The organism is Bacteroides caecigallinarum (genome assembly GCF_021531075.1).
Taxonomy (GTDB): domain Bacteria; phylum Bacteroidota; class Bacteroidia; order Bacteroidales; family Bacteroidaceae; genus Phocaeicola; species Phocaeicola caecigallinarum_B.
Map to the genome: position 1 here is coordinate 29,349 of NZ_JADYTJ010000013.1, position 23,807 is coordinate 53,155.

A 23,807-nucleotide genomic window follows, 5' to 3' on the forward strand; every position below is an offset into this window, starting at 1 on the left:
CTATACTATTGAACGAATTCATTACTTAATTTATACATTATGTTAACACAACAAGACAAAGAATTATTGGCTAAGAAAGGTATCTCTGAACAACAGATTGCCGAACAGTTAGCTTGTTTCGAAAAAGGTTTCCCTTTTCTAAAATTATTTGCTGCTGCATCAGTAGAAAACCGCGGTATTATGCTTGCTGACGAAAATGCCCAGAAAACTTATCTGGCAGCCTGGGATGCATATAAGGAAAGTGACAAGAAAATAGTCAAGTTTGTACCTGCATCTGGAGCTGCAAGCCGTATGTTCAAGAATATGTTCGAATTCCTTGGCGCGGATTATGATGTTCCTACAACTGATTTCGAAAAGAAATTCTTTAACAATATCAAGAACTTTGCTTTTTATGCCGACCTTGATACTGCGTGCGTAAAGAATAATTCTAAAGGTATTGATGCTCTGATTTCAGAGGGAAATTACAAGGCTGTAGTAGCTAACCTTCTTGAATCTGCAGGTTTGAACTATGGAGCACTACCTAAAGGTCTCCTTAAATTCCATAAATATGAGGATGGTGTACGTACTCCATTGGAAGAACACTTGGTTGAAGGAGCGTTATATGCTGCCGGAAAGAGTGGGGAAGTGAATGTTCATTTCACTGTATCTACAGAACATCGCGAACTTTTTGCGAAACTTGTAGACGAGAAAGTTGCCCAGTATGCTGCTAAATACGGAATAAAATATAATATCAGTTTTTCGGAACAGAAACCTAGCACAGATACAGTTGCAGCCGATATGGAAAACAAGCCTTTCCGCGACAATGGTAAATTGTTGTTCCGTCCGGGTGGTCATGGTGCTTTGATAGAAAACCTCAATGATCTTGATGCTGATATAGTATTTATCAAGAACATTGACAATGTTGTTCCAGACAGACTTAAGGGTGATACTGTTACTTATAAGAAGTTGCTTGCCGGAGTTCTGGTTACACTTCAGAAACAGGCTTTCGAATATCTTCAGCTCCTTGATAGTGGTCATTACCGCCATGATGAATTGGAAAATATCATCCGTTTTGTTCAGCAGCAGCTTCACTGCCGCAAGGATGATATAAAGGATATGGAGGATGCCGATTTGGTTATTTATCTGCGTAAGAAACTTAACCGTCCTATGCGTGTTTGCGGTATGGTGAAGAATGTTGGCGAACCTGGTGGTGGTCCTTTCCTTGCTTATAATCCTGATGGAACTATTTCATTGCAGATTCTTGAAAGCTCACAGATTGATATGAACGACCCTGAAAAGAAAGCTATGTTCGAAAAGGGTACGCACTTTAATCCTGTTGACTTGGTTTGTGCAGTCCGCGATTATAAGGGAAATAAGTTTAACCTTGTGAACTATGTTGATAAGGCTACAGGATTTATATCATATAAATCAAAAGGTGGCAAGGAACTTAAGGCACTTGAGCTTCCTGGATTGTGGAATGGTTCTATGAGCGACTGGAGCACTATCTTCGTTGAAGTACCTTTGAGTACTTTCAATCCGGTCAAGACTGTCAACGACTTGTTGAGAGAACAGCATCAGTAATCTTTTTTACTGACTCTATGATATAAAAATGCATGCAGAGTGGTTTTCCCCACAGTCTGCATGCATTTTTTTATTCAATATCTATCGCCATTATATAATCATTCATATAATATCCGCCGCCTATATCGAAATCGCCTTCAGAAACCTTTTTCATTCCCATATGCTGATAGAATCCCAAAGCCGGATTATTACGGTTTACGTTCAACTCCATCCTGCACGGTTTGCCGTTTATTTCTTTTACAGCTTCCTTGGCTTTGCAGAACAGCTGTTTTCCGATATGTTCCTTTTGGAATTCAGGCAGGACATATATTTTCTGCAGATGAAACAGGTCTTCGCCTTCCTTCTGTATTGACACATATCCGGCAGGCTTGTTGCCCGAGTATGCCAGATAGTAAATATGTCCTTCTTCCGTCATCTGTTTCAGAAGATTGTCAGGCGAATACATCCACTCCATCATGTAGTCTATCTGTTCTTTGGTCAGGATATCCTTGTAAGTAGCAGGAAATGCTATCCATGCCAACTCGTTTATCAGTTTAATATCCTCAGTTGTAGCTTTTCTAATATTAGTCATATACTCTTGTTTTTAGTTGTACTCTTGCAAAAATACGTTTTTATCGGGCTGGTTGTAACCCGACTTTAGTTAATTGTATTAAAAATACTAAAATATCAGGTACTTTGCAATACAAGGTAATCTGATTATACATATATTTGTGCCATACAAACAAAGTAATAAGAATAATCATGAATGTTGATAATGTAAAGTCTCAAATGCGAAAGGGGATGCTTGAGTATTGCATACTCTTGTTGCTGCACAGAGAGCCGTCCTATGCTTCGGATATAATTCAGAAGTTGAAAGGCGCAAAACTGATAGTTGTTGAGGGGACCCTTTATCCATTACTTACCAGATTGAAGAATGATGGACTTTTGGCTTACGAATGGGTAGAGTCAACTCAAGGGCCTCCACGTAAATATTATAAACTGACTTCTGATGGAGAAGGGGTGTTGTCCGAACTGGAAGCAGCATGGGACGAACTCTCCAATACGGTAAATCATTTAAGGAACGAACTTTTAACAATTGAATCAAAATGAAAAAGACATTGACAGTTAATTTGGGTGGTACTGTTTATCACATAGATGAAGATGCATACGTTTTATTGGATAATTATCTGAACAATCTGAAATACCACTTCCGTAGTGAGGCTGATGCCGATGAGATAGTAAAGGACATGGAAAACCGTATAGCTGAGTTGTTTTCCGAATATATCTCTCGTGGTCAGCAAGTAATTACCATAGAGAATGTGGAAGAAGTGATAGCGCGTATGGGTAAACCGGAGGAAATAAATGCAGAAGAAGAGTTAAACAACAATGCGGATAATTCTGGCAGTGCTACTAACGGTGATGAAATTCCGAAACGCCGTTTGTTCAGAAATCCGAACGACAAGATTCTTGGTGGTGTACTGTCAGGTCTTGCTGCATATTTCGGATGGGATGTAGCATGGACACGCATCGCAGTTTTGATATGTGGTATATTCCTTCATGGATTTATATTGGCATATATCATAGCGTGGATTATAATACCAGTGGCCCGTACTGCTACAGAAAAACTTCAGATGAAAGGGGAGCCTGTGAATATGGAGAATATAGGTAAGACTGTGACAGACGGTTTTGAGAAGATGAATGACTATGTCCACTCCGACAAACCACGTTCGTTTGTAGAAAAATTGGGAAATATCTTTTTTTCGGTACTTGGCTTCATTGTAAAGCTGGCATTTGTCATATTGGCTATATGCTGTGCTCCTGTCGTGATGGTAGGTCTGATTGTACTTTTTGCTTTGCTGATGGCTGCCACCGGAGTATTGGTTAGTGTTCCGGCATTCTTCTATGAGGCATTGCCTTACATCAACTGGGATATGGTTGGAACATCTGCTGGACTTGCTGTCACAATGGTCGTTTGCGGATTATTGCTGATAGGAATACCTGTGGTTGGCCTTATCCATTTTGTACTTCATATTACTGGAAAAAAGGAACCTATGTCCACCTCAATGAAAATACTTATGATTTTGCTGTGGATAGTTGCGGCTTCTGTAAGTATAGTATTGGTTTCACAGGCACCGTTCATAATTCACCCGACTCATCTTCTGTTCCACAGAATATTGTAATTCATAAGTATAATATATTAGGAAAAATGTTATCTTTGCAGACATATAGACAAAACTCTTATAATTATGACTAAAAAAATACTTTTGCTTGGCTCCGGAGAATTGGGTAAGGAGTTTGTAATTGCTGCCAAAAGATTGGGACAGTACGTAATTGCATGTGATTCTTATGCCGGTGCACCCGCAATGCAGGTTGCCGACGCGTGTGAGGTGTTTAGTATGCTCGATGGCGATGCACTCGACAAGGTTGTGGCAAAATATCGTCCGGATATTATTGTTCCTGAAATTGAGGCTATTCGTACAGAACGTCTTTTCCATCTGGAGAAAGAAGGTATTCAGGTTGTTCCAAGTGCAAGAGCCGTGAATTTTACAATGAACCGTAAAGAGATACGTGACCTCGCGGCAAAAGAACTGGGACTTAAGACAGCCAAATATTTCTATGCCAAATCATACGAAGAACTTAAGGAAGCAGCCGAAAAGATTGGTTATCCATGTGTTATCAAACCATTGATGTCATCTTCAGGAAAAGGACAGTCTGTAGCCAAAGGTCCTGAGGACTTGCAGTATTCATGGGACTACGGATGTAGCGGAAGCCGTGGCGACATCAAGGAACTCATTGTAGAAGAGTTTATCAAATTCGACAGCGAGATAACACTTCTTACAGTTACTCAGAAGAATGGTCCTACATTGTTCTGTCCTCCTATAGGACATGTACAGAAGGGGGGCGACTATCGCGAAAGTTTCCAGCCTGCACGTATCGCTCCTGAACACTTGGCTGAGGCTCAGCAGATGGCTGCAAAGGTAACCGAAGCACTTACAGGTTACGGACTTTGGGGAGTAGAGTTCTTCTTGAGCCATGACAATGGTGTATATTTCTCAGAACTTTCTCCACGTCCTCATGACACTGGTATGGTGACATTGGCAAATACACAGAACCTTAACGAATTTGAACTTCATCTGTATGCTATTCTGGGATTGCCAATTCCTGGAATTACTCAGGAACACATCGGCGCAAGTGCTGTTATCCTTTCACCAATAGCCAGCAAGGATGCACCTCGCTATAAAGGTTTGGAGAATGTATGTTCACAGCCTGACACATACTTGCGTATATTCGGAAAGCCATATACAAAACTCAACCGTCGTATGGGCGTCGTAGTTTGCTATGACAAGGTAGGCGGTGACCTTGATGCACTACGTGACAAATGTAAGTCACTTGCAGATAAGGTTGAGGTATATTGATACGTCTGAACAGCTAATAAACGGAATTTAAATGCGTGCTAAACGCTGAGTGAACGTTGGATGAACGCCCGCTGAACACCGGATGAACTCGGTGTACGGCGGGCGTTATTGTTTTAGGTAACGTTTAGAAATCGTTTAGCTTCTGTTCAGTAACCGTTTACTGCCCGTTCACTCATGCATAACTGTGCATACCTCCAAGTATAAAGTTCACACCGAAATAGGTTATCAGCACTGCTGTGAATGCCAGTATGCAGAAACGGTGAAAGAACATCGGATTTTTGAAAGAGTGGATAGATTCAGTATGCAGGGCAGCCGAGTAAATCAGCATGGTGATGAGTGCCCATACCTCTTTAGGGTCCCAACCCCAATATCTTCCCCACGATACGTTAGCCCAAATTGCTCCTATGAAGATTCCGAACACCAACAGGAAAACGGCTGGATAGAGAATTATCCTGCTGCTGTTTTCCAGACTGCTGATGTCACTGCTTCTGTTTCCGCTCCTATGAAGAATTTCGGCTGAAATACCGTTCAGCATCATTATTGCAAACAGGGAATACGAAATCATGATAGACATAACATGTATGCTCAGAAGCGGTGACGACAGTACAGGCATCAGTGGAGTAATGGCCGGATTACTGTCGCCCATCATAGCTACCAACAGTGCAAGCCCTGAAATCATGTATCCCACTGATACAGAATTATTAATCCGTCTGCGGAAGATGATGCTGAACGAAATCGATACCACAGACATAATCAGCATGGTTTCAAAGCCGTTTGAAACAGGTATGTGTCCGCTTATTATCCATCGCAGCGCAATAATACCTGTCGCATAAGCGAGGGTAGGGAATAGCAATAAATAAAGGCAACTGTTTATACCGTTATTCTTTCTAGCCTTTATTATATTGTAAATCTGAAATATATAGCCGAAAAGTCCAACCGTTAGGCAGAACATTGCAAGTAACTTAAGGTTTGCAAACGAATTGTAAATTCTCTCTGCCTTGAATTTCAGAACCGAGGGTAATGATTTTCCTGCTTCCTTCTCCTGAAAACTTATTATTTTGTCTATGAGTTTTTCCGTCTCTTTAAAATCCTTCATTGCCACCTTCTCGGCTACATAGTTCATACTGTATCTTATGAAAAGCCATTTCTCGCGTTCAATGCTCGGTGGAAGATTGTCTGGGATGGAATACCATGTAAATGTCTCTCTTTCTTTATCGAACACAGGGTATATCTTCAGAAGATTTCCCGTACATAAGGAGCTTATCAGACTGAATTTCTCTGCAGCTTCTTCCAGCTCACGTATGTGAGTCCTGTCTTTCTCTGTCTTAAGCTGCTCGTCTATTTTAAATCCGTCAGTTCCTATAAAATCCGTTAGTCTGGCATATTTGCCTTCTATTCCTAAAATATTCTGCACATATTTACTTTTTATACGTATAAAAGGTACCTCTTTCCAGTAGTCGTAGTAGAAAAAACATCCTGTAAGCACTTGTTCTGCCGACAATCCTTCGTAGCTTTTCTCTCCATATATTTTCTTGGTGAAATCTATAGCGAGAGTCTGTGTCGGAGCAATACGTCCATTGTGATTTACACGTATATTTCCAAAAGCTTCTGCTGTGCCGGCTGGTAGTACAGGTGGCAATTTACTTTCGGCAAATGATGACATAAATGGTATAAGCAGTAACATCCCTGTAGTAGAAATTCTCTTCATAAAAGCTGATTTCTTCTCAAAGAAAAACAGAATCATTGAAAGAAATAGAATTATATATCCGCTGTAAGTTACTGCAATCCCAATCGGGTCGTGGCTTACGTATAGTGTGCTACCTTTCCCGTCGGCATCATATCCCGACTGATAGAAACGATAACCTCTGTGTTTTAGTATACGGTTCATCGAAACTTTCCCTTCCGTGTCCGTACCATCGTGTATGGTTATTGTACTCACATAATCCATTGGTGTGGTAGTACCGGAATAGTATTCGGTACGGAAGTCTTCAAGCGATATGCTGAAAGGGAGTTTATGTTCCATTTCATCTGCCGTTTTGAAACACTGTATGGGATTCTCGTTCATTCTGAGATGTATGCTACCTTGTAGTCCGAAGATGTGTGTTATGAAGGCACCTGACAGGATAATGATGAAGGAGGCATGCATACAGAAAGTGATTATCCGTTTGTGTAATTTTCGTTTAAGGGTATAGATGATTCCTGCAACAGCAGCTATGGACCATAAAACTATGAACAGGGGATTGGAATAGAAATATTTGCCGACAAATGATGTACCATATGTCTTTTCCACTATTGTGGCTGTCATCATGATTATTATCAGCAGTGAGATGGTTATGATGGTAATGTTTTTGGCGATTTTCATCGACTGGCTTGTCATATAAAAAGTGTATCTGTTTGGAAAGACTGTCCTCCAGTTTCTTACCAGAGGACAGTCTTGTAAATTAAAATTCTGAATTTGTTTATTGGTTAGATAGAGTCGATAAACTTTACTATCGCATCCCTGTCTTCTTTCGATAACTCTCTGAATTTCTTGACAGTATAGTAAGCGTCACTCTTCTCGTTTCCATGCCACATGATGGCTTCTATTACGTTTCGTGCACGGTTGTCATGAAGCCTGTCGGCTGTAGGCGAGCCTGTACATCTCTGGTGAAGTCCTCTTCCCCAAAGCGGAGTGGTTCGGCACCATCCAGTACGGATATCGTTCACCATGTATAGCTTGTGCTGAATCATGTCCGAATAAGGCCATATCTTCTGGTTAGGATACTTTGGCAGACGGCTGTCGCCCTTGCTGAAAACGCCGTTCGGGTCGTAGAAATTGTCGTCGCCTGTAGTCCATGACGGTTTGTGGCAGTATGTGCAACCAATCTGTTCGAAGAGTTCCTTGCCTTTCAGTACATCCGGGTCGTCTACATTCCTTGCTGCCGGAACAGCAAGGCCTCTGTGCCATACCATGAAATCAACGTAATCCTCGTCGCTCATTTCTACGTCAAGTTCTTTCGAGGTGAGATATTCATTAATTGCTTTTTCGATGTCTGCTGCATTATTGCTTGCCGGATGCCATGTCGGATGGTTGTTATTCGGATCTACCTTTTCTATATATTCCTTATATCCGGCCTGTACTTCCGGGTCTTTGGCAGAATATTCTGCATATGTTCCTGCCGCATCCAGATAGTGATATCTTCTGTTCGTTCTTGTCACGTTTGTGATATTCCACAGGGCGTTTGTTCCAGCTGCATCCTGCAGAGGTCCGCGGCTAAGGGCGTATGTGAACTTGAACGGATGTTCTTCCTTCACTGTTCCTGGCAGAACATCTGTCTCTTTTGAATTGCTATATTGTTTCACCCATTCTCCGTTCTTGAAAAATGCAGGATTTATTCCGTTAGGCAACACTCCGTCTGTTTCCTGTTTTGCATATTCGGCTTTCAAGTCTTCGTCTGAGATAGCGTCAAGAAGTCCTGTTCCATATATGCCGATTGTAGACTCTATCCTTACGGCATAATCTTCCGGTAGGGTATATCCCTGATTATATACGTATATTGCTTCTTTAGGAATTGTAACTTCAGGATATTGCAGTTCATACTTTTCGCCGTCAGGGAATGTGTTGTTCCACTGGTCTGTATGGTTCTTCCATTCCACTGTTATCTTGCTTTCGTCCAGTGGAGCCTTAAACGGTTCTACGGCATGTGTCTGCGGCATACCTGCAAGCCAGCTGACATAAGCATCAGTCTGTGGGTTATATACCACGAGCAGACATCCGTTTCCAATATCGTTTGTATCGAATTTTCCTGCGGGAAGCCTTTTACCGTGACCGTAGCCCGGATGGCAGTGGATGCACGAAGTACGGATATACACAGGACCAAGTCCGCTTCTCACTCCTTCCTGATTGCTCATGAAAGGTTTCTCAAACAGAGCCTCACCGTTTTTGAACTGGCTGTCCATTCCTGCCTGTTCCACAGCCGGAGTTGGCTGTTCGAGAGCGTTAGAGGTAGCGAGGAAAGATGTACCAAGCTGACCGCCGGTGTAGTACCATTCCGGCAAGTCGCCGTTCTGCTGATTGCCTTTGTCAGGCAAGTCGTTTGTATTGTCATTACATGCAGTAAGTCCTGCAAGTAATGCTGTACCTAATAAATAAAGTTTCTTCATAAGTTAGTTATTTTATATTTAAAGGATGTTTAATACACTTTTATGTTTTACAAACAGTATATGGTGTATAACACTAAGGTTATACACCTCACACTGTAACTGTAAATATTTATTATTAATTTTCTGTCAGGATTTTTGATGCTTCGCTTAGTAAATCGGATACTTTTGTTACTGCGTTTATGGCATCCTTGGTAGCTTGTCCTGTAGCATATTTTGCAAATGGTTCAGGAATCTTTCCTATAGCAGTTATGGCTGCAGTAATGGCATCCTTAAGCTCTTTGTCCTTTTCTGCATTGACTGATGCAATGAAATCACTTACAGACTTGTCACCGTCTTTGCTTCCCTGATATGCATTCTGGATACTTCTGATATTGTCGGCAAAATCAACAATAGAGTTGAGGCTGTATGGCGATTCTATATAGTTTTTGTCCTCTTTGCTACTTCCGTTAGCAGGACGTCCCATCTTCTGTTCTGCCACTTCGTCCGCTATATCTATACATCCCTGCAGTATTTCCTGTGCGGCATCTGTATAATTGACGTATTTACTACCTCCCTGTCCGGCATTTAGCATACTTTCGCCATAGTTGAAGGTTGGTTCAAGTTCATTTTCTGTAAGTATATCTTGCTTTTCTTTAGATACATTGTCCATGCCTGCCCATGATGCTTCAAGGCGTACACACTGGAAACAAAGGTCTTCAGCTACAGCTGCCATGTAAATCATCTGGTTTTTGTTCAATGAGTTTACGTCTCTTGCCGACGACTTGTCGCCTGACGCGTTGAGTTGGAAGAGCATATACTCAATGGCATGGAAACCAAGTAGTCCATATCCCAGGTTTGCACTTACATAAGCACCTCCGCCTTCACCGATGGCGTTCATCATACCCTGGTTGTTAAGTAACTGTTCAAGAGCATCCTTATCAAGAGGCCATGAGTCGATATGTGGGTCGATATTATAATCTGCTGCAGCACCGAAAAGGAATGCTTCGCTCAACTCCCAGTATTTTCTTGATTCCTTCCAGTAGTTGCCTGCTTCTGTGATTTTTTGCTGAGCTCCTTCCTTGTCGCTTTCGAATTTTTCTTTCGCTTCATTGCATGCATTCATCAGTTTGATAGCCGCATCCGCCATACTCTTGTAGGTAGGTATCACGGTGTTGTTCACGTAAGGAGTAACGGCATCCTTCAGAGTCTGTTCCTTTGCAGACAAGTCGCCTGTGTTTTCGCCATTGTTGTCATCGCACGATGTAACCGATGTTGCCATGATAGCACTCATTGCTATAAAGGCAGAAGTCTTTAAAATACTTTTCATTTTGATTTTGAATTAAAGTTATACATGTTTGTTTTTTTGTGGTTATCTTGTGAAAAATCCTGCGTAGGCTATGCCAAGCGATACGGCAGGCTCGTTGTTGTACATGCTTTTCAGAAGTCCTATGGAATATTCCCCCTTGATGACAATCTGTTTCATAGGGAAATAGTTGATACCTGCTGCTACACGGTTTCTGCCGCAGTATTCGTATTTCAGTCCGCTTGTTTTGTGCATCGAGTCATAGTAATCGTATCTTCCGAAGATGTAGAATTTCTGGTTCTTTGCCCTTGTCTTTTCAAACTGTGAAAAGAGGTCGTATCCGGCTTCTATTCCTGCTGCTATTGCATCCGAAGCTACAGCCTGTTTGGGGGAAGGGGAGTTGCTGCTCATTCCCATGTTATATTCGCTTATCAGCTGTGCGTCGGACAGGTGGCCGTAGTCGAAGTTTCCTCTTACTATCCAGTTATGACCGTTATATCCGAAGTCGAATGCACCTATAGCCACTGTACCTTTCACGTTCTTGAACTTCTCCTTCTTGCTTCTGCTCAGAGTGTTGCTGAATGAGTTTCCTATATATCCGCTTACAGAAAGCCGCAGTCCTTTTATAGAGTAATTGTCCACTCTGAAAGCACCTGCCATGGCATTTGCAATCTTAAATTCGTATGGGCTTCCGGCTCCACCCTGAATCCAGTTCATGCGGTTGAAACGGTCGGAATCAAGCCCCGGCAGTAACATGGCTTCGTATCTCCATTTTCCTGCCTGTCCCCAAAGGCTGATTCCTGTTTCGTGCCAAGTACAAGGCATAATAGTGTTTTCGCCTTCCGGACGGTAAACGCCGAAAAACTCAGTTGGCATATGATGCTGGTTTGTCCCTCCCACAGGTACTATGATATGTCCCATCTTGATATTGAACTCCTTGCAGAAAGATTTCTGAATCCAGAACTGTTCGAGTGCCACCTCGCCTCCGCGTTCTATTTCGCTCTCGTATTCGCCGGCTTCTTCCTCTTCTATTTCTACGGCGCTTTCAGTTCCTCCGTGCTCGAACTCGATTTCACTACCCAACGACCATCCTTTGCCAAAGTCATATCCCACATAGAAAACAACGTGTGGAAGGTCAAATCTGCCGTGACTTTCTCCGGTATAGTTTTTCGCATCGGTGTATCTGAGATAGTTGTCACTGAAGAAGTTTCTGCTGTAGGCTGCCTCGCCATATCCTCCGAAGGTAAGTCTGCTTTCTTTCTTTTCCTCTTTCTTGTTTTCAGCACTGTTGTCGGCAAATGCGGCATTGAGTGTAATGGCCGAGAAAACGGCCGTAAATAAGATTTTTCCAGTTGCCATGATTTTATGTCTGTTTTATAGTTTTTAAGTCATGGCAAAGGTATAGGCTTTTCTATGTTACATCAATACCTATAAATTGGTAAAATTATACTTAAAAATACCTATAAGTAGGTATTGTAAGTAATCAAAATGCCAATAATTTTGTTATTTATGCGATAAATACTTAAATTCGTATTGATAATAAAAACAAATTTTTGGTTATGAGGAATTTTAATTACTATGCATTGAGCAGTATATGTGCTCTGATAATAGGTATACTGTTGGTGGTATGGCCCGGGGAAGCGGTAAGGTATCTTGTGATAACAATAGGAGTTCTTTTCCTGTTGCCCGGTCTTATCGGAGTTTTTGGCTATCTGGCAACAGCAAAGCGTAGGGAAGAGGCTGGTATCAGGCCTGTTTTTCCTGTGGCAGCTGTGGGTAGTGCCTTGTTGGGTTTCTGGCTTATGATAATGCCGGATTTCTTTATCAAAACACTGATGTATGTACTCGGAGTGCTTTTGGTATTGGCTGGTCTGTCGCAACTGTTCAACTTCATTTCGGTACGAAACTTCACCAGGGTGCCTTTCCTGATGTATGTCATTCCGGTATTGGTGTTATTGGCAGGTATAATCGTCCTGGCTAATCCGTTCCAGGCTGCAACTCTTCCTTTTACTATTCTTGGAGTTTCAGCCATAGTCTATTCTCTAACAGATTTGATCAGGCTTATCCGTTTCAGGAAGAAAGTAATGAAAGAAGAAGGGAATATAGTTGATATAACTCCTATTGAAGAAATCAAGGATAAATAAAAAACGAAATGCAATGTTGTTGGGACATTGCATTTCGTTTTTTTATAGTTCAGTGTTTCTGTACTGTTTAGGCGACAAGCCTGTGTATCTTTTGAAATATTTTCCAAAGAACGATATGTCCGTGAAGTTCAGTGAGTAGGCTATCTCCTGAATAGTCATCTCTGTAGATTTCAGTTTCGCCTTTGCATCATTTATAATGAATGATGATATGATATCAGTAAGAGTCTTGCCGGTTATTTTCTTTATGGTAGTGCTGAGATGCTGTGGCGACAGATGCATCTTCTCAGCATAAAAACTGACGTTTCTTTCAGTGTGATAGTTCATTACAACAGTCCTAACCAGTTCTTTCACTATTTCCTGGTTTCTGTTGTATTGCTGGTTTACGCTCTTGCCGTTCTTAATGAGGTTACCAAGTCCCAGTATCAACTGTGTGAAAGTAAGTGCGGCCTGTTCCTGTGTCACTATATTGTTCGATATACTTTTAGCCTTGATTATTATTCTTATGTAGTTGTATATAAGTTCGCTTCCCTTCTTGTCAAGCTGCATTACCGGTTTTTCAAATATAAACGGAGTATATTCTATCGATTTGGAGAATAAAGATGAACTTCTTACCAGTTCTGTAGCAAATCCCACAAAAATGAATTTACAGTCATCACTTTGTTCCAATACCTGGAAGTAAAGATCCGGAAGCAGTATCAGTAACGTACCCTTCTTCATTGTGTATTGCGTGAGGTGTACTGTTATCGTACATGTTCCCTGGAAACATAACAGAAACATATATCCCGGAACTTTTGATGGAGTCTTGAATAAATGTTTTACATTACCTGTAACGTCTATTCCGGCCATCAAATCTATGTTTTGAGGTATATAATTCAGTTTTTCTATATGTGTCATATTTTATGTTTGTTTCTACGCCTAGCAAAATTACTTCATTATACATTAAATCCAAAAAAAAGACTTGTTTTTCTTCATTTTTGACTATTTATTATTTTTGTAAACACATAAAGATTATATATCTCAGTTGTTAAAAAAATAGAATCCCTTGTATTGAAATTATCTGAACAGTTTCAATACAAGGGATATGTCTGATAAACAGCCAGGTTATCGCTTACCTCCGCCGATGAACTTCCAGACCAGTGAACTGAATGCTGCTCCCACTAATGGTGCTACAATGAACAGCCACAACTGACTCAGAGCCTGTCCTCCTTCCATTATTGCAGGTCCGATACTTCTTGCCGGGTTGACGGAAGTTCCTGTAATTGGAATACAGACTATGTGTATCAGTGCCAAAGTCAGTCCGATAGCGAGTCCTGCCATATTGCCTGCACCTTTCTTTTCATCAGTAGAGCCCAATACCACAAGTACAAAAATGAAGGTAAACACAGCTTCGGCTATGAACGCCTGTGCTGTTTCTCCGTTGTCGAAAGTGTTTGCCCCTGTCATTGTCGGACCTGCATGCCCGCCTGTACTTACCAGTATCGACAGTATCATTGCTCCTATTATGGCTCCAACTATCTGGAACACAATATACATGAATGCATCCTTTGTATCTATCCTGCCACTAATCCACGCTCCGAAGGTTATGGCAGGATTTATGTGACATCCGGATATGTTACCGATACAATATGCCATGGCTATAACGGAAAGTCCGAAAGCCAATGCTACACCAATAGTTCCTGTTCCTGCACCGACGGTTTCTGCTGCACCGCCTGCAAATACTGCACTACCGCATCCCAGCAATACCAGGATCATTGTGCCTAATAGTTCTGCAATGTACTTTCTCATGATTAAAAGGATTTATAGGTTTTATTCGTTTATAAATGTACTTCTTTTTATTGAGAAAACGAAACTAACAGACTATTTTAACAGTATTGCATTGTGAAATTTTGATTTTATATTATAAGCAGACTCACAGCCATTATTGCCATTCCCAATATTACACCGCTGATTCCCCAGTGGTGGTGACCGTACTTCTCTGTGCTGGGCAGAAGTTCGTCGAATGATATATACACCATTATTCCGGAAACAAGTGCCAGCAGTAGTGCGTTGATTGACGGAGTCCAGAATGGTATAAGGAAAAGTATTCCTATCAGTGCACCTATAGGTTCGGCCATTCCCGACATAAATGAGTACCAGAATGCTTTTCTGCGGCTGCCGGTGGAGTGGTAGATAGGTACCGACACCGCTACACCTTCAGGTATGTTATGTATGGCTATGGCAAATACTATAGGTATTGCTATTTCCAGGTCCGTGAGTGCCGATGTAAACGTGGCAAGTCCTTCAGGAAAGTTATGTATCCCAATGGCTAGTGCCATCATGACTCCTGTACGTTTAAGTTTCTTGTCATTACCCTGGAATGTGTGAATTTCGTGTGGATTTTCATCTTCGGGAACCAGGAAGTCTATAAGTGCTATCAGTCCTATACCTATGAAAAAAGCCAGCAGCATATAGGCTGAAGCTTCTTTTTCGCCGTATATTCCGCTTAGCAGATGAACAGACTCGGGCATAAGTTCCATGAAGGATACGTAAATCATTACTCCTGCCGACAATCCCAGTGATGCAGACAGGAAACGGGTGTCTGTCTTTTTCGACAGCAATGCTATGAGGCTTCCTATGCCGGTAGATAGTCCGGCTATCAGTGTCAGCGCGAAGGCTAACAGCATGTCGTTGTTTGTTATCATATTTATCCGGTGTTTAATTTAGGGCAAAGATAATAACCTTAGGCATTAAAAAAAAATGTGCTGTCATTTTATATAAAACGACAAAGCGTTTTACCCAAAACGTCCTGTCGTTTTTTTTGAGGCGTATCAACGATGCAAATTTCGGATATTATTTATATATTTGCTCATCGGCAAAATATTTGATAAGTTGAAGCGATATGGTTACTGATAATATATTCCTTTTACAAGGCAAACCGGTGAGGGAACATCTTCTTGCACTCTCTGTAAATTCGAACAAGGCATTTGCGGAGAAACTTAATCCTGGGGTAGATAATGTGCTGGGCTTGCGTCTGCCTGATATGAGAAAACTGGCTGTGCAAATTGCCAAATCCGACTGGAAGGCATATCTGGCCACAGCTCCATCGTTCTATATGGAAGAAAGGATGCTGCAGGGCCTGGTATTGGGATATGTGAAACCGGATGACGATATCGAATCATATCTGTCATATGTCACCCGCTTTGTAAAGATAATAAACAGTTGGTCCGTATGCGATTCGTTCAAGTTTGCAGGAACCGGGAAATATTTCTCTGTCCATTCCGACAGGATATGGGAGTATCTTAAACCATTTATACTTTCCGATAAGGAATACGAGATACGTTTCGGAGTGGTAATGACAATGAAGTATTTTATAGATGAAAGTCATATTGACGAACTGTTCGGATTTTACGACAATATCACTCATGATGCCTATTATGTGAAGATGGCAGTGGCATGGGCCATATCTTTTTGCTTTGTAGCTTATCCGGAAAAGACGATGGAATATCTGATGCGTGCGAAACTGGATGATTTTACTTATAATAAGGCTATTCAGAAAGCCATAGAGTCATATCGTGTAGACGAAGCGATGAAAGTAAAGTTGCGCAGCATGAGGCGTAAATGAAATATTTTTAAACATTATAGTAATTACCAACATGAAAACAATTTCAAGATTATTTTTAATTGCCGGACTTGTGTCTTTGTCGGCATGTGCTCCGTCGCAGAAGGATGCTGGAGCGCAAAGTGCTTCTAATTCGGAAAACCAGGTTATAGAAACTATCATGACGCGCAGGAGTATACGCAAGTACAAGCAGCAGCCGGTGGAAATGGAGAAGTTGCAGCAAATTCTGAATTGCGGCATAAATGCGCCTAACGGTCAGAACAAACAGTCGTGGGAGATTCGTGTCGTGACAGAGGACTATATCTCTGATCTGGACTCACTGAACAGAAGCCTTGCCATTGCTAAAGGCGCCGACGAATCCAAGATTCGCCATGCATCATACGGTGCACCGGTGATGGTTTTCATTGCCAACGACCCAACGTACGATTTTTCGCAGGTGGATTGTGGCCTGCTGGGTGCCAATATGATACTCACTGCCGAATCGTTAGGGCTTGGTTCATGCTGTCTGGGAGGAATAGCCAGAACAATGAAACAACCGGAAGCGGAAGCATTGCTCAAACGTCTTGACTTGCCGGAGAATTATAATCTGCTTTATGCCATTTCTTTCGGATATCCGGATGAATCGCCGGCTGCCAAACCACGCAAAGCTGAAAAAATCAAATTTATAGATTGATATTTGTGGAACAATAAAAAATATACTGACACACGGACAATTATACGTCTGTGTGTTTTTTATTCAATATATTTTGTATCTTTGCCTTATAAAATAAAAATATTTATTCTAATCGTATATATTCATGAAAGAAATCATTAATCTTAAATTAAAGGCAAAGTTAGGTTTGGCTATGGCTTCGTTCATGGCAATGGGTGCATCTGCCCAGGTAGTCAAACATGAAAGGTTGCTTTCGTTCGAGGATGGTTCTGTACCATCATACATTACTACCGACAAAGGAACTCTAGGTATCAATGACGAACACTACAAGGATGGACTGAACTGTATGCAGTGGTCTTTCGAACCCGGTGCGGTGCTGTCTGTAAAAAAAGACTTGAAGTTCGAAAAGCTTGATCCTTCGGGAAAAGACCTGTATCTGTCGGCTTTCATAGTCTGGGTGTATAACGAGAAGGCACAGGACAAGAAAATCCGTTTCGAGTTCCTGAAGGATGGCAAGGAGTGTACATCTTTCCCGTTCGGCATCAACTTCACAGGATGGCGTGCCGCATGGGTGTGTTATGAAAGAGATATGGAAGGTACTCCCGAAGAGGGGATGAACGAAATCAGGGTGCAGGCTCCGGATGTGGAAGGTACTTTATATTTCGATCATGTGATAACGGCAAGCAAGGTTGACCCTCGACAGCAGACAGCCGATGTACAGGTGCCGTTCGTAAATAAAGGCACAAAAAGTCATTGGTTGCTCATCTATCCGCATTCATTGTGGAAACCTGATATAGAACTTACTGACCTGACAGAAAAAAACAGGCAGGATATGCAACTGATGGAGAAAAGATTCCGTGACATGCTTTACACTCCGTCCGAACTCACTCCGAAAGAAGTTAATGCCATAAAAAAGGCATTTGCCAAATATAATATAGTATATAAGAACGGCAAGGTGAGTGGTATGCCTATTTTCATGGTACGCCAGGCCGAGGCATACGAACGTATGATTGAAGGCTGGAATAAGGATATGTTCACCAAACTGGGCATGGAGATGAACAATTATTTCAATCTGATGAAGCGTGTGGCTGTGGCATACAACAATGCCGTGAAGGAAGACGACAAGAAAGAACTGGAATATATCTTCAATGCCATGTACGACCATATCACAGACCAGGGTGTGGCCTACGGAAGCTGTTGGGGAAACATTCATCATTACGGCTACAGTATGCGAGGACTTTATCCGGCATATTTCCTTATGAAGGACGTACTCAGAAAGAGAGGAAAACTGCAGGAAGCAGAGAACACACTCCGTTGGTATTCCATTGCAAACGAGGTTTATCCTAAACCAACCGGAAACGGTATCGATATAGATACTTTCAACACACAGACTCAGGGACGCATAGCCAGCATATTGATAATGGAAGACACTCCGGAGAAACTTCAGTATCTGCGCTCGTTCTCCAGATGGATAGACTACGGATGTCGTCCGGCACCGGGACTGATGGGCTCGTTCAAGTCGGATGGGGCTTGTTTCCACCATTGCAACAACTATCCTGCATATGCAGTGGGAGGCCTTGACGGTGCCACAAACATGATTTATCTGTTTAGCGGTACGGATCTCAGACTATCGGAAGAGGCACACAGCACAGTGAAGAAGGTTCTGCTCACCATGCGCTTCTATTGCAACACACGCCAGTGGTCATTGTCGATGTCAGGCCGACACCCTAACGGAAAGGGACAGCTGATACCTGTACAGTATGCCATGATGGCTATTGCCGGAACACCGGACGGACAGAAAAGCATAGACCCCGATATGGCTTCGGCATACCTCAGACTGATGTCGCTCAGCGGGTCGGTAGATAAGGATGCGCCTGATTATCTGCCACGTACTTCGAATGCGCTTGAACTGAAACTTAAGAAGCTGTTCGAAGACAGCGGTTACAAACCGGAACCCGAACCACAGGGAAATCTTGCTCTTGGATATGGATGCGTCAGTGTACAGCGCCGCGACAACTGGGCAGCTGTGGTCAGAGGTCATTCCAGATACCTTTGGGCAGCCGAGCATTATCTTGATGCCAATTTCTACGGACGCTATCTGGCGCATGGCAGTATGCAGATACTTACAGGCAAGCCGGGACAACTCGTTACTTTCGCCACTTCAGGCTGGCAGGAGAATGGTTTCGACTGGAACCGTTTCCCCGGAGCTACATCAGTGCATCTTCCGTTCGATAAGCTTCGTGCTGTAGTATTGAACGTCGATACTTATTCAGGAATGGAAGAAATGCTTTATTCAGATGAGGCTTTTGCAGGCGGACTGTCGCAGGCCGGAACTAATGGTAACTTCGGTATGAAACTGCACGAACATGACAAGTACAACGGCTCGCACAGGGCAAGGAAATCATATCATTTCTTCGATGGCACAATAGTGTGTCTCGGGTCGGATATAGAGAACGATGTGAAGGAGTATGAAACAGAAACAACCGTGTTCCAGCTTGCTGCCGTAACTCCTGAAATGAAAGAATACTGGCAGGACTATACTCCGGACGGCAAGGTGTTTATCGACCCTAACGGAGTGGGGTATTATCTTTCGAAGGAAACAGCTGCGGAAGCAAAGTTCGAAAAGAATTTCCCACAGACAACGGTGGGTGAACGTAAAACCAATCCTACCACAGGCGACTGGGTGTCGTTGGTTGTAGCACACGGAAAGGCTCCAAAGGCTAAAGGATATGAATATGCCGTACTTCCACGCACAGACATTGAGGCTTTGGGTAAGTTTGCAAAGAAACCGGATTACAAGGTGCTCCAGCGTGACAGAAACGCACATATAGTAAGGACTGCCGATGGCAAATTCACGTCGTACGTATTGTTCGAAACTCCTAAGTCTGAACTGCCAAAAGGACTTGTTCTTAAAACAGATACGTCGTGCCTTGTAATGGTTAAGGATAATAAGGATAAAGTGTTGCTGACAGTGGCACAGCCCGACCTGGCTTTGTATCGTGGCGCCAGCGACGAGGCTTTCGATGAAAATGGAAAGAGAAAGGAGCGCAGTATATATTCCCGTCCGTGGAAGTTTGACGAGAGTCTGGAGATACCGGTAACGGTTACTTTAAAAGGCAGGTGGAATGTAAAGGAAACTCCTTTCTGCAAAGTGCTTTCTTCCGACAAGAAACAGACGGTGCTGAAGTTTATCTGTAAGGATGCGGCAAGCTATGATGTGGAACTGGAGAAATAAATAATACTGATAGCAGAAAATCATAGAAAAAATGTCTTATGCGATATATTGTCGTGTAAGGCATTTTTTTTTATTGATTTTACTAATATTAAAAACATATGGTTAATATAAAGTAATAATAGTTTCTATATTTTTAATATCTTTAAAAACGGGGGGGGGGGTAAAATTAATCTATTATCTTTGCATGCTAGAGTTTACTAGAGGGATATAAATTGATTTTCATGTTTTTGTACCTTGTTTTGTAATAGTGTTTTATATGAACGTTTCAAGTTACAAATATAGATATAAAATTCGACGTCTCATCGTATTGATGAATATTTCTTTTATCACAGCCTTGCTGTTTGCACAGCAAGTGGAGGAACGTCGTTTCTCAAAAGAATATGTCATTCTGTACAAAATAGAGAAATCCAATATCGACACAACATTCTATGACAATAAAGCTGAGCTGCACAGATTGGACAGTGACATTAAGAAAATCCTGTCTCTGAAAGATGTTTCCCTGGACTCGTTGGTGGTTATATCTTCCGCTTCGCCCGATGGAGACAGCTTGTATAACTTCAGGTTGTCCGAAAGACGCGGACAGAGCATAGACCGTTTTATTTCAACCCAAAATCCTGACTTTGATAAGAATATACTGTTCAAGTTTCCCGTGGGCGAAAACTGGGAAGCTTTCAGGGATATTGCCCTTACAGACGTGCAGATGCCTATGCGCAATGAGCTTATAGAGATTATAGATAATGGCAGCATGACGGTAGCTGCCAAGGAAAAGTGGCTCAGAAATAACAGGACCCTCTACAGATATGTCATGCGTAACCACATCCATAAATTAAGGTCGGCATATGTTCATCTTAATTATACGTGCAGGTATATGGCTTTTCCTTCCCTCAGCGAGGGCGGTCTTGCAGTGGATATGGACAGGCCGCAGCATATATATGTTCCGCAGCCGGAAACACCGGAGCGCAAGTTCAGCTTGCCTCCTTTCGGCATAAAGACAAATACACTGTATGACGTGGCTCTTGTGCCTAACATAGGTGTGGAATTTTTCTTCAACCGCCGGTGGTCTGTATCTGCCAACTGGATGTATGCATGGTGGGAGAGCGACAAACGCAGTTGGTACTGGCGTGTGTATGGAGGCGAATTGGAAGGAAGATGGTGGTTCGGCAAGAACGGATATGGCGACAATTTCACAGGACATCACCTCGGACTTTATGCACAGGCAGGTACGTTCGATTTCGAGGCCGGTGGCAGAGGACAGATGGTGGACAAGTGGAGCTTCGGAGGCGGTGTGTCGTACGGATATTCACTGCCGTTGACCAAACGTCTGAACATGGATTTCTCTATCGGACTGGGATATTTCAGGGCCGATTTCAAGGAGTATCTCCCTATAGGCGGGCATTACGTATGGCAGCAGACTACGCGCAGAAACTGGATAGGACCTACAAAGGCAGAGGTCAGTCTGGTGTGGATAATTGGTGGTAATAAAAGATAGTGGCTTATGAAAGGAAAAGTATTCATATTGTTTGTCTTTCTTATGGCTATGGTTTCCAGCTCGTGCAAGCATAAGGAATTGTGTATGGACCATAATCATAACGCCAATGTCATGCTAGAAGTGAACTGGTATCTTAAGTGGAATCTTCAGTATTATATAGACTGGGAGACACAGTGGAACCCGGAATGGAAGATTGACTGGAGCAAGATTGTTCCGCCGGAGCCTGAGGGTGTGCGACTTGTAGCCCAGAAACACGACGATAAGTACAAGCAGACGTACAACCTTCCGCCGGGAGGAGGACCATTGGAACTGCAGCCGGGTGCCTACAGTGTATTGCTTTACAATAACGATACGGAATATATCATATTTGAGGATGCGGAACTGTCGTCGGCGCTTACCGCCACCACAAGGTCGAGAACCAGAAGCCCTTATTCCGAGAACAGGCCGGATGAGGTGACGGTGAACCAGCCGGACTTCCTCTTTTCAAGTTATGACGACGATTTCGTGATAGACGAAAAAGAATACGATGCCACTACCGGCGATGTGATACGTATTGTGGTGGATGTCCCTATGTATCCCGTGGTACTGACATATATAGTAAGGTATGAATTCAGTTCGGGAAAGGAATTTGTGGTGGAAGCGCGTGGAGCTCTTTCGGGCATGGCAGGAACGGTGAACCTCAGTACCCGCCGGACGCTGGACGATATGGTGACGGTGCTTTATGAAGAAGCCGAGGTGAGCGACTACGGGGTAGAGGCAGTGATACGTTCGTTCGGACTTTGTAATTTCGACCCTGTGTCTACCGATGAATATCCCAACGGACATTTCTACTCGCCGGACGAGATAGATTCGCGAACAGGTATCTCGCGTCAGGACAGGCCCCGTGTAGATGAAGAGACGCGAAATATACTTACTTTGGAACTTGCGCTGAGAAGCGGAAAAGTTAAGACAATAGAAACAGACGTTACGGATCAGATTCTGAAACAGCCGAGAGGTGGAGTGCTGATAGTGAAAGACATTGAAGTGACGCCGGAAGAAGGGGAAGGCGACAATGACAGTGGCTTCGATGTAGATGTAAATGACTGGGGCGACCATGAAAGTATAGATATACCAATGTGATATAAATTTATAAGAATGTTTAATTTTAAATAGTTATGAAAAAGAATGTTTTTTGGCTGGCAGCAATGGCTGCAGCAGTTTCACTGACAGGATGTTCGGTGGACGAAGTAGTGGAAAAAGCGGAAGTTCGCAACATCGGCTTTGATGCGTTTGCGAATAAGAGTTCGAGAGCGACAGTGAATGCTAAAACTTTTGGGCATACAAGTTTTGGTGTGTGGGGAAGATACGACGAGGGTGGCAGTAGTTATGTAAATGTTTTTAATAATAAAGAAGTTAAATGGAGTAATACTGGAAATTTAGATGATGCTAATGGAGCTTGGGAGTATTCTCCACTTGTCCCTTGGGTTGCTGACAAAGATTATACCTTTGCCGCTGTAGCTCCATACAATGCTGCTTTTAGCTATGACTATACTAATGGTTATACTCTTGGAGAAATAACATTGGATGCAACATACTCAGAGGGTAAATATACTAATCAGGTTGATTATTTGACAGCAACAGTTAAAAGTAGTGTTCAATCAACTATTAGTGGTGGAAAGGTTGGGTTCACATTCAACCATATAGTGTCTAATATTATCTTTAACTTTCAGCCTAAAATAGCAAATACAGGAGGTGAAACTACTGCGTGGACTTCACCTGTGCAAATAATTATAAAGAATATTACTTTATCTAATGTTCTTACTAATAAGAAATATACAAATAATACTTGGAGTGCAGCGGACAGTCCTAATACTTCTGGCTCATTTGTTACAACTTTAAGTTCTGATAACATAACCACCTATGAACCTGCAGGTCCTACAGGTACTCCTACTCAAGTTTTAACACCACTTGAAAATAAATTCTCATGGTTCGTAGTTCCGCAAACTGAAGAACAGGCACCAAACAGGAAACTTACCCTTACATTCGATATCAAGACTAAAGATGCTAGTGGAGCTTATAATGTAGTAGCAAAAACAGGTGCAACAGCTTCTGTTGATATAGATACAGATTGGGATGCTAATACCCAATATACTTACACAGTATATATCGGTACAGATGTTTTAGGTCAGGATGCGTTTATCACGTTCGATGTAACTAGTGTTGCAGGTTGGGGTAATAGTTCACCTGTAGAAGATGATATCAATGTTACACCAAGTACAGGAGACTAATACTTTTTATACTCCTATTATACTCCCTTACCGGCTCTTCCC

At 42.3% G+C, this 23,807-nt stretch carries 19 protein-coding genes; 11 read left to right on the plus strand and 8 right to left on the minus strand.

The window, feature by feature from the left end; translation table 11 throughout:
- Positions 1 to 39 precede the first annotated feature (39 nt).
- Complete coding sequence (locus tag I6E11_RS05500; protein ID WP_235336872.1) at positions 40 to 1,560, plus strand: DUF4301 family protein; 1,521 nt, start codon at positions 40 to 42, stop codon at positions 1,558 to 1,560.
- A gap of 70 nt (positions 1,561 to 1,630) precedes the next feature.
- Here the strand turns inward: I6E11_RS05500 and I6E11_RS05505 are convergent, their stop codons facing one another.
- Positions 1,631 to 2,131: a GNAT family N-acetyltransferase gene (locus I6E11_RS05505; protein ID WP_235336873.1), complete on the minus strand. Its 501-nt coding sequence runs from the start codon at positions 2,129 to 2,131 to the stop codon at positions 1,631 to 1,633.
- Positions 2,132 to 2,301: 170 nt separating this feature from the next.
- On the opposite strand from I6E11_RS05505, the gene I6E11_RS05510 reads away from it, so the two are divergent.
- From I6E11_RS05510 to purT, 3 genes are all read left to right on the plus strand, one after another.
- Entirely contained in the window at positions 2,302 to 2,649 is a 348-nt protein-coding gene (locus I6E11_RS05510) for a PadR family transcriptional regulator (RefSeq protein ID WP_235336907.1), read from the plus strand.
- A complete protein-coding gene (locus I6E11_RS05515; protein WP_235336874.1) occupies positions 2,646 to 3,719 on the plus strand; it encodes a PspC domain-containing protein in 1,074 nt (357 codons plus the stop codon). The genes I6E11_RS05510 and I6E11_RS05515 overlap by 4 nt, the downstream gene beginning before the upstream one ends.
- Before the next feature lie 66 nt (positions 3,720 to 3,785).
- Positions 3,786 to 4,955: a formate-dependent phosphoribosylglycinamide formyltransferase gene (purT, locus tag I6E11_RS05520; RefSeq protein WP_235336875.1), complete on the plus strand. Its 1,170-nt coding sequence runs from the start codon at positions 3,786 to 3,788 to the stop codon at positions 4,953 to 4,955.
- Positions 4,956 to 5,127: 172 nt separating this feature from the next.
- On the opposite strand, the gene ccsA is transcribed toward purT, so the two are convergent.
- The 4 genes from ccsA to I6E11_RS05540 all read right to left on the minus strand — a co-directional run bounded on the left by ccsA (position 5,128) and on the right by I6E11_RS05540 (position 11,739).
- Positions 5,128 to 7,317: a cytochrome c biogenesis protein CcsA gene (ccsA, locus tag I6E11_RS05525; protein ID WP_235336876.1), complete on the minus strand. Its 2,190-nt coding sequence runs from the start codon at positions 7,315 to 7,317 to the stop codon at positions 5,128 to 5,130.
- A gap of 104 nt (positions 7,318 to 7,421) precedes the next feature.
- Positions 7,422 to 9,098: a di-heme oxidoredictase family protein gene (locus I6E11_RS05530; protein WP_235336877.1), complete on the minus strand. Its 1,677-nt coding sequence runs from the start codon at positions 9,096 to 9,098 to the stop codon at positions 7,422 to 7,424.
- A gap of 115 nt (positions 9,099 to 9,213) precedes the next feature.
- Positions 9,214 to 10,404 (minus strand): imelysin family protein, encoded by a 1,191-nt coding sequence (locus I6E11_RS05535; protein WP_235336880.1) that lies wholly within the window; start codon positions 10,402 to 10,404, stop codon positions 9,214 to 9,216.
- Positions 10,405 to 10,446: 42 nt separating this feature from the next.
- Complete coding sequence (locus I6E11_RS05540; RefSeq protein WP_235336881.1) at positions 10,447 to 11,739, minus strand: hypothetical protein; 1,293 nt, start codon at positions 11,737 to 11,739, stop codon at positions 10,447 to 10,449.
- Positions 11,740 to 11,939: 200 nt separating this feature from the next.
- Here I6E11_RS05540 and I6E11_RS05545 point away from each other — a divergent pair, with 200 nt between their 5' ends.
- The gene (locus I6E11_RS05545) at positions 11,940 to 12,524 is read left to right on the plus strand and encodes an HdeD family acid-resistance protein (RefSeq protein WP_235336882.1); all 585 of its coding nucleotides are present in this window, start codon (positions 11,940 to 11,942) and stop codon (positions 12,522 to 12,524) included.
- 42 nt (positions 12,525 to 12,566) lie between these two features.
- Here I6E11_RS05545 and I6E11_RS05550 read toward each other — a convergent pair whose 3' ends face one another.
- The 3 genes from I6E11_RS05550 to zupT form a co-directional block, all read right to left on the minus strand.
- Entirely contained in the window at positions 12,567 to 13,418 is an 852-nt protein-coding gene (locus I6E11_RS05550) for a helix-turn-helix domain-containing protein (RefSeq protein WP_235336883.1), read from the minus strand.
- Between the two features lie 207 nt (positions 13,419 to 13,625).
- Positions 13,626 to 14,309, minus strand: a complete 684-nt coding sequence (locus tag I6E11_RS05555; RefSeq protein ID WP_235336884.1) for an MIP family channel protein — start codon at positions 14,307 to 14,309, stop codon at positions 13,626 to 13,628.
- A 107-nt stretch (positions 14,310 to 14,416) separates the two neighbouring features.
- Entirely contained in the window at positions 14,417 to 15,205 is a 789-nt protein-coding gene (gene zupT / locus I6E11_RS05560) for a zinc transporter ZupT (protein WP_235336885.1), read from the minus strand.
- A 197-nt stretch (positions 15,206 to 15,402) separates the two neighbouring features.
- On the opposite strand from zupT, the gene I6E11_RS05565 reads away from it, so the two are divergent.
- The 6 genes from I6E11_RS05565 (at position 15,403) to I6E11_RS05590 (ending at position 23,765) form a co-directional block, all read left to right on the plus strand.
- The gene (locus tag I6E11_RS05565; protein ID WP_235336886.1) at positions 15,403 to 16,125 is read left to right on the plus strand and encodes a DNA alkylation repair protein; all 723 of its coding nucleotides are present in this window, start codon (positions 15,403 to 15,405) and stop codon (positions 16,123 to 16,125) included.
- A 31-nt stretch (positions 16,126 to 16,156) separates the two neighbouring features.
- Positions 16,157 to 16,795, plus strand: a complete 639-nt coding sequence (locus I6E11_RS05570) for a nitroreductase (RefSeq protein ID WP_235336887.1) — start codon at positions 16,157 to 16,159, stop codon at positions 16,793 to 16,795.
- A 172-nt stretch (positions 16,796 to 16,967) separates the two neighbouring features.
- Positions 16,968 to 20,009, plus strand: coding sequence for a chondroitinase family polysaccharide lyase (locus tag I6E11_RS05575; protein ID WP_262911674.1), 3,042 nt, complete (start codon positions 16,968 to 16,970; stop codon positions 20,007 to 20,009).
- A 256-nt stretch (positions 20,010 to 20,265) separates the two neighbouring features.
- Positions 20,266 to 21,498, plus strand: a complete 1,233-nt coding sequence (locus tag I6E11_RS05580) for a DUF3575 domain-containing protein (protein ID WP_235336890.1) — start codon at positions 20,266 to 20,268, stop codon at positions 21,496 to 21,498.
- Positions 21,499 to 21,504: 6 nt separating this feature from the next.
- The gene (locus I6E11_RS05585; protein ID WP_235336892.1) at positions 21,505 to 22,617 is read left to right on the plus strand and encodes a DUF5119 domain-containing protein; all 1,113 of its coding nucleotides are present in this window, start codon (positions 21,505 to 21,507) and stop codon (positions 22,615 to 22,617) included.
- Positions 22,618 to 22,652: 35 nt separating this feature from the next.
- Positions 22,653 to 23,765 carry a fimbrillin family protein gene (locus I6E11_RS05590; RefSeq protein ID WP_235336893.1) on the plus strand — a complete coding sequence of 371 codons (1,113 nt, stop codon included), beginning with the start codon at positions 22,653 to 22,655 and terminating at the stop codon, positions 23,763 to 23,765.
- Positions 23,766 to 23,807 lie beyond the last annotated feature (42 nt).

Coding starts and splice junctions, on each gene's coding strand:
- I6E11_RS05500 (WP_235336872.1), top strand. CDS start 40: ATGTTAACACAACAAGACAAAGAATTATTGGCTAAGAAAGGTATCTCT.
- I6E11_RS05505 (WP_235336873.1), bottom strand. CDS start 2,131: ATGACTAATATTAGAAAAGCTACAACTGAGGATATTAAACTGATAAAC.
- I6E11_RS05510 (WP_235336907.1), top strand. CDS start 2,302: ATGAATGTTGATAATGTAAAGTCTCAAATGCGAAAGGGGATGCTTGAG.
- I6E11_RS05515 (WP_235336874.1), top strand. CDS start 2,646: ATGAAAAAGACATTGACAGTTAATTTGGGTGGTACTGTTTATCACATA.
- purT (WP_235336875.1), top strand. CDS start 3,786: ATGACTAAAAAAATACTTTTGCTTGGCTCCGGAGAATTGGGTAAGGAG.
- ccsA (WP_235336876.1), bottom strand. CDS start 7,317: ATGAAAATCGCCAAAAACATTACCATCATAACCATCTCACTGCTGATA.
- I6E11_RS05530 (WP_235336877.1), bottom strand. CDS start 9,098: ATGAAGAAACTTTATTTATTAGGTACAGCATTACTTGCAGGACTTACT.
- I6E11_RS05535 (WP_235336880.1), bottom strand. CDS start 10,404: ATGAAAAGTATTTTAAAGACTTCTGCCTTTATAGCAATGAGTGCTATC.
- I6E11_RS05540 (WP_235336881.1), bottom strand. CDS start 11,739: ATGGCAACTGGAAAAATCTTATTTACGGCCGTTTTCTCGGCCATTACA.
- I6E11_RS05545 (WP_235336882.1), top strand. CDS start 11,940: ATGAGGAATTTTAATTACTATGCATTGAGCAGTATATGTGCTCTGATA.
- I6E11_RS05550 (WP_235336883.1), bottom strand. CDS start 13,418: ATGACACATATAGAAAAACTGAATTATATACCTCAAAACATAGATTTG.
- I6E11_RS05555 (WP_235336884.1), bottom strand. CDS start 14,309: ATGAGAAAGTACATTGCAGAACTATTAGGCACAATGATCCTGGTATTG.
- zupT (WP_235336885.1), bottom strand. CDS start 15,205: ATGATAACAAACAACGACATGCTGTTAGCCTTCGCGCTGACACTGATA.
- I6E11_RS05565 (WP_235336886.1), top strand. CDS start 15,403: ATGGTTACTGATAATATATTCCTTTTACAAGGCAAACCGGTGAGGGAA.
- I6E11_RS05570 (WP_235336887.1), top strand. CDS start 16,157: ATGAAAACAATTTCAAGATTATTTTTAATTGCCGGACTTGTGTCTTTG.
- I6E11_RS05575 (WP_262911674.1), top strand. CDS start 16,968: ATGGCTTCGTTCATGGCAATGGGTGCATCTGCCCAGGTAGTCAAACAT.
- I6E11_RS05580 (WP_235336890.1), top strand. CDS start 20,266: ATGAACGTTTCAAGTTACAAATATAGATATAAAATTCGACGTCTCATC.
- I6E11_RS05585 (WP_235336892.1), top strand. CDS start 21,505: ATGAAAGGAAAAGTATTCATATTGTTTGTCTTTCTTATGGCTATGGTT.
- I6E11_RS05590 (WP_235336893.1), top strand. CDS start 22,653: ATGAAAAAGAATGTTTTTTGGCTGGCAGCAATGGCTGCAGCAGTTTCA.